Below are 5,086 nucleotides of genomic sequence, written 5' to 3' on the forward strand. Positions count from 1 at the left end.
AAGTAGTACAGGATGTGGCCGCCGCTGGTGCCGAGGCGTTCGGCGAGCGCGGACATGGTGAGCGCGGCGAGGCCGTTCTCGGCGATCGCCGTCATCGCCTCTTCCAGCATCCGGTCCCGCGCGACCTGCCCGTCCCGCCGTCGTGCCACGCCTGCTCCCGTTCCGGTCCCCGCGTCCTGCTCCATCCGCCGACCCTATCGCCGGGCTCGCCGGGCGGATTTTCCGCAGGGTCTTGACGGCTCGCCGACCCGTGGCGCATTTTGAATGCCGTTCTAACTCATAGAACGGCATTCAAAGTCTGGGTGCCGGAGAGCGAGGTGTCCGCATGGCGCAACAGGCCCCGGTTCCCACCGGGACGGCAGCAGCGACGGCCGGGACAAGCACCGGGATCGGCACCGGCGTCACCAGCGACGAGGTCTTCCGGGTCGAGACCCACGGCATCGACCCGATCCCGGAGGAGGACCGGCACGGCAGCGCCAGGGACCTGTTCTGGCTGTGGTTCGGATCCAACCTGACCTTCACCTACGTCATCAACGGCGCCCTGGCCGTGAGCTTCGGCCTCAGCTTCTGGCAGGCCACCGCCGTGGTCGTGATCGGCGGCCTCGCCTTCTTCGTCATCAGCGCGGCCGGGCTGAGCGGCATCCGCACCGGCACCGCCACCCTCGTGATCTCCCGCGCGGCCTTCGGCGTCCTCGGGAACTTCCCCGCCGGACTGCTCAACTGGGTGGTCTCCATCGGCTACACCATCGTCAACACCGTGGTCGGCACGCTGGCCCTCGAAGCCCTCTTCACCGACCTCGGATGGACGGGCGGCGGGGATACGGCACGTGCTCTCGCGCTCGCGGTGACCCTCGCGATGACCTTCGCGGTCGCCATGTGGGGGCACGCCACCGTACAGCTCGCCGAGCGCTGGATGGCCTACGTGCTCGCCGCCGGCTTCGGGGTACTGCTCGTCTTCGTGCTGCCCGACACGGACTTCGGCGCGGCCGCGGGCGGCGGCGCGGACGGCCCCGGCTTCTCCGCCTGGACGCTCGCCTTCGTGGTGATGCTCGCCGGGCCCTTCTCGTACCTGCCGATGCCCGCCGACTACACGCGCTATCTGCCGCCGGACACCTCGCTGCGCTCGATCACCGTCACCGGCGCCCTCGGCGGCCTCCTCTCGTCGGTGGCGCTGGGCGTCGCGGGCGTCGCCGCCGCCACGCAGGCCGACATGACGGATGCGGTGGCGGGGGTGGAGGGACTGCTCCCGGGCTGGTTCCAGCCGGTGTTCCTGCTGCTCGTGCTCGGCGGGTCGGTCACCAACTCGATCCTCACGCTCTACTCCTCCAGCCTCAACCTCCAGGTGCTCGGCATCCCCTGGAGCCGCGCGAAGGCCATCGTCATCAGCGTCGTCGTGACGGCGCTCGGCTCGCTCGGTGCCCTGTTCCTGACCGACTTCACCGAGTCCCTGCTCAGCTTCCTCTCACTCCTGATCATCGTGTTCGCGCCGTGGGGCGGGGTGTTCCTCGCCGACATGCTGCTGCGCCGCTGCCGGTACGACACCGGGGCGCTGCACACCACCGCGCGCGACGGCGCCTACTGGTACCGGGCCGGCTTCCACCCCGCGGGCATGGCCGCCCTCGTGGCCGGGATGCTCTTCGCCGCGCTGACCTGCGACTCGGAACTGTGGACGGGGCCGCTGGTCGCGCCCCTCGGCGGCGGTGACCTCACCCTGCTCGGCTCGGCCGTCGCCGGGCTCGCGTACTGGGCGCTCGCCCGCCGCAGCGTCACCGCCCACCTGGCCTCCGCGCCGTCCGCGTCCACCGCCGATTGACGTCTGCCCCGCCGCGAAACGAAGCCGCGCAAAACACCCGTACGACCTGCCCCGCCCGTTCCACTCCCAGGAGTTCACCTCTCATGACCGGCACCACCCCCGAACCCGCTGATCTCGTCCTGCGCAACGCCCGCATCCACACCGTCGACCCGGACCTCCCGTCGGCCGAGGCACTCGCCGTCCTGGACGGGCGCATCGCCTGGCTGGGACCCGACGCGGAAGCGGACGCCTGGACGGGCGGAGCGACCCGGATCATCGACGGCGGCGGACGCCTGGTCCTGCCCGGCTTCATCGACGCCCACAACCACGTGCGCCTCGGCTCCGACGACGCCTGCGTGCAACTCGCCGGCGCCCGCACCCTCGGCGAGATCCACGCCCGCATCCGCGCCTGGCGCACCGAGAATCCGGGCGCCGCATGGATCGAGGCCGAGGCCTTCGACTACTCCGCGATCCCCGGCGGCCGGATGCCGAACGCCGCCGACCTCGACCCGGTCACCGGCGACACCCCGGCCTTCGTCCTCAGCTACGACGTCCACACCGCCTGGCTCAACACGGCCGCCCTGCGCCGTCTCGGCGTCGACCGGGACCGTACGTCGCTGCCGTTCGGCCGCGCCGAGACCGACCCGCGGACGGGCGAACCCACCGGATTCATCAAGGACTTCGCGGTCAAGGGACTCTCGCGGGACGGGCACCGGGCACTGCGCGAGCTCGGGCTGCCCTGGGCCTCGCCCGACCGGCAGTACGGGCGGCTGGCCAAGAGCCTGGACGACGCCATCGGCTACGGCATCACCACGGTCGTCGAACCGCAGAACTCCCTGGACGACCTGGAACTTTTCACCCGCGCCCGCACCGAGGGGCGGCTGCGCTCGCGCATCGTCGCCGCGCTCTTCCATCCGCGCGGCACCTGCGACGCGGACCTGGACGACTTCGCCGCGGCCGCACAACAGTTCGCCGACGACCGGCTGCGGGTCGGGCCGCTCAAGCTGTACATCGACGATGTCGTCGAGCCGCGCACGGCCGCCCTCCTCGAGCCCTACTCCGGGTGCGGACGGCACCGCGGCGACACCTTCTACCCCGCGCACGAGTTCGCCGAGCTGCTCGCGAAGCTGGACGCCCGCGGCTTCCAGTGCTTCGTGCACGCCACCGGCGACCGGGGCATCCGCACGGTCCTCGACGCCGTTGAGCACGCGCGCGCACTCAACGGACCGCGCGACGCCCGCCACCAGATCGTCCACGTCGAGTGCCTGGACCCCGCCGACACCCCCCGCTTCGCCGAACTCGGCGTCGTGGCCTGCATGCAGCCGCGCCACTGCGCCCCCGAGATCGCGGGCCCGGGCCAGGACTGGGCCGAGAACATCGGCGCCGACCGCTGGCACAAGGCCTGGCCGATGCGGAGCCTGCACGAGGCGGGGGCGGTGCTCGCGCTCTCCAGCGACTGGAACGTCGCCGAGATGGACCCGATGGCGGGCATCTACACCGCCCTCACCCGCCGCCCCCTCGGCGGCGGCGAACCCTGGCAGCCCACCGAGACGCTCGACGTGGAGACGGCCGTGCACGGCTACACGATGGGCTCCGCCCACGCCAACTTCCTCGAAGACGAACGGGGTTCGCTGACGGTGGGCAAACTGGCCGACTTCGTCGTGCTGTCGCGGGACATCCTGCGCGCACGCCCCGAGGACATCCCGGGAACCCGGGCCGAGGTCGTGGTGGTGGGAGGAGAGGTGACCGTCGAGCGGCCGTAGCGTGCGGCCGCTCAGCCGAGCCGTTCGACCGCCTTGAGGACCTGCCCGGCACCGTCCTCGGCGGCCATCCGCCGGGCGACGGCACCCGCGGCTTCCTTGTACGAGGTCTCGCGCGCCGCGCGCCCGATCTGTTCGGCGAGGCGCTCTGCCGTCAGTTCCCCCACGGGGACGGGAGCGGTGCCCGCACCGAGCGCGGCGATCCGTGACGCCCAGAAGGGCTGGTCCGCCATGACGGGCACGGGGACGGTGGGCACCCCGGCCCGCAGCGCCGCCGCCGTGGTGCCGGCGCCCGCGTGATGGACGACGGCGGCCATCCGCGGAAAGAGGGGCGCGTGCGGCAACTCGTCGACGGTGAGGACATCGTCGCCGTGGGCCATCAGCCCCACCCGTCCCTCCTGGAGGATTCCCCGCAGGCCCGCGGCGCGCAGGGCGGCGACGGCCAGCTCACTCAGCCGCGCGCCGTCGCCCGCGGCCATGCTGCCGAATCCGACGAAGACGGGCGGCGGTCCGGCCCGCAGGAAGTCCTCGACGTGGGCGGGCAGCGGAAGGTCCGGTTCGTGGTGCGGCCACCAGTTGCCGACGACGTCGAGACCGGCGCGCCAGTCCGCGGGCCGGGGCACCACGGCGGTGCTGAATCCGTGCAGCACCGGCCACCCGGCTTCCTCCCGGCGGCGCCGGACCGCGCTCCGCCCGGTCGCGGGCAGTTGGAGGCGTGCCCGCAGGTCTGCGACCGCATCGGCGTAGACGCGGTCGGCCATCCGCAGGGAGAAGCGGCCAAGCGCGCGGTTGCCGGGCCCGCCCAGCGACCTGCCGCCGCTCATCACCGGCGCGAACTGCCCTGTGGGATGCGTGGGTTGCAGGTAGACGCCCAGGGACGGTATGCCCATGGCCTCGGCCAGCTGCCAGCCCAGGGGGGCGGTCGTCGTCGACAGGAGCAGCACATCGGCGCCAGGGGTCGCAGCCTCGACGAGCCCGGCTCCCAACTCCCGTACGAACGCCGCGGCCGTGCGCATCAGCTGACGTTTTCCCCCGCCGCCCGTGCTCGTGTCGGCGGGCAGCGGCCGGAAGGCAAGACCGGCTCCGCGCACCAGCGGCGCGAAGGACTCCTGCGTGGCGAGGGCGACCTCGTGCCCGGCCTCGCGCAGCCGGGCACCGAGGCCGGTGTACGGGGCGACGTCGCCGTACGACCCGGCTGCGGCCAGCAGAATCCTCATCGGCCCGCCACCTCGCTCCCGTCCGCGTGCGCCGCGTTGGCGATCACCGCCGCGTGCAGGAAGGCCGCCAGGCCCGGCCGCTGCTCGGAGGGTGGCACGACCAGGGCGAAAGCACGGGGATCGTCGGCGAAGTCGTCGGCAATGCGCACATGCATGGCGCTCGGGCAGGGCGTGAACCAGCGGGTGATGTGCTGCCGGTGCTCCTCGGCGAGGACCCTCGCGCGCTCGCCCTGCGCGGGTTCGCCCTCGTCGAAGGCTTTGAGGAGCTCCGTCCGCCAGGCCGTCGCCTCGCTCATGATCCGGGCCCAGTCCTCCTT

General features: G+C 72.7%; 5 protein-coding genes. 2 read left to right on the top strand and 3 right to left on the bottom strand.

Going from position 1 to position 5,086, the window contains the following annotated elements:
• The coding region (locus ACQKIP_RS39210) for a TetR family transcriptional regulator (protein WP_427745248.1) at nucleotides 1-185 on the bottom strand (185 nt) is incomplete at its 3' end.
• Between the two features lie 140 nt (nucleotides 186-325).
• Here ACQKIP_RS39210 and ACQKIP_RS39215 point away from each other — a divergent pair.
• Together ACQKIP_RS39215 and ACQKIP_RS39220 are read left to right on the top strand one after the other, a co-directional pair.
• Complete coding sequence (locus tag ACQKIP_RS39215) at nucleotides 326-1,813, top strand: purine-cytosine permease family protein (RefSeq protein ID WP_365865337.1); 1,488 nt, start codon at nucleotides 326-328, stop codon at nucleotides 1,811-1,813.
• An 83-nt stretch (nucleotides 1,814-1,896) separates the two neighbouring features.
• Nucleotides 1,897-3,555: an amidohydrolase gene (locus ACQKIP_RS39220; RefSeq protein WP_365865339.1), complete on the top strand. Its 1,659-nt coding sequence runs from the start codon at nucleotides 1,897-1,899 to the stop codon at nucleotides 3,553-3,555.
• Between the two features lie 11 nt (nucleotides 3,556-3,566).
• Here the strand turns inward: ACQKIP_RS39220 and ACQKIP_RS39225 are convergent, their stop codons facing one another.
• Nucleotides 3,567-4,769 carry a glycosyltransferase gene (locus ACQKIP_RS39225; RefSeq protein WP_365865341.1) on the bottom strand — a complete coding sequence of 401 codons (1,203 nt, stop codon included), beginning with the start codon at nucleotides 4,767-4,769 and terminating at the stop codon, nucleotides 3,567-3,569.
• A partial coding sequence (locus ACQKIP_RS39230; RefSeq protein ID WP_427745249.1) for a TipAS antibiotic-recognition domain-containing protein occupies nucleotides 4,766-5,086 on the bottom strand: 321 nt, incomplete at its 5' end. The genes ACQKIP_RS39225 and ACQKIP_RS39230, both read right to left, overlap by 4 nt.

Origin of the sequence: Streptomyces sp. NPDC059900 (assembly GCF_050270335.1) — a bacterium.
Classification (GTDB): Bacteria; Actinomycetota; Actinomycetes; order Streptomycetales; family Streptomycetaceae; genus Streptomyces.

Bases quoted from the DNA above. Each gene is read 5' to 3' on its own strand.
- ACQKIP_RS39215 (WP_365865337.1), top strand. From the start codon at position 326: ATGGCGCAACAGGCCCCGGTTCCCACCGGGACGGCAGCAGCGACGGCC.
- ACQKIP_RS39220 (WP_365865339.1), top strand. From the start codon at position 1,897: ATGACCGGCACCACCCCCGAACCCGCTGATCTCGTCCTGCGCAACGCC.
- ACQKIP_RS39225 (WP_365865341.1), bottom strand. From the start codon at position 4,769: ATGAGGATTCTGCTGGCCGCAGCCGGGTCGTACGGCGACGTCGCCCCG.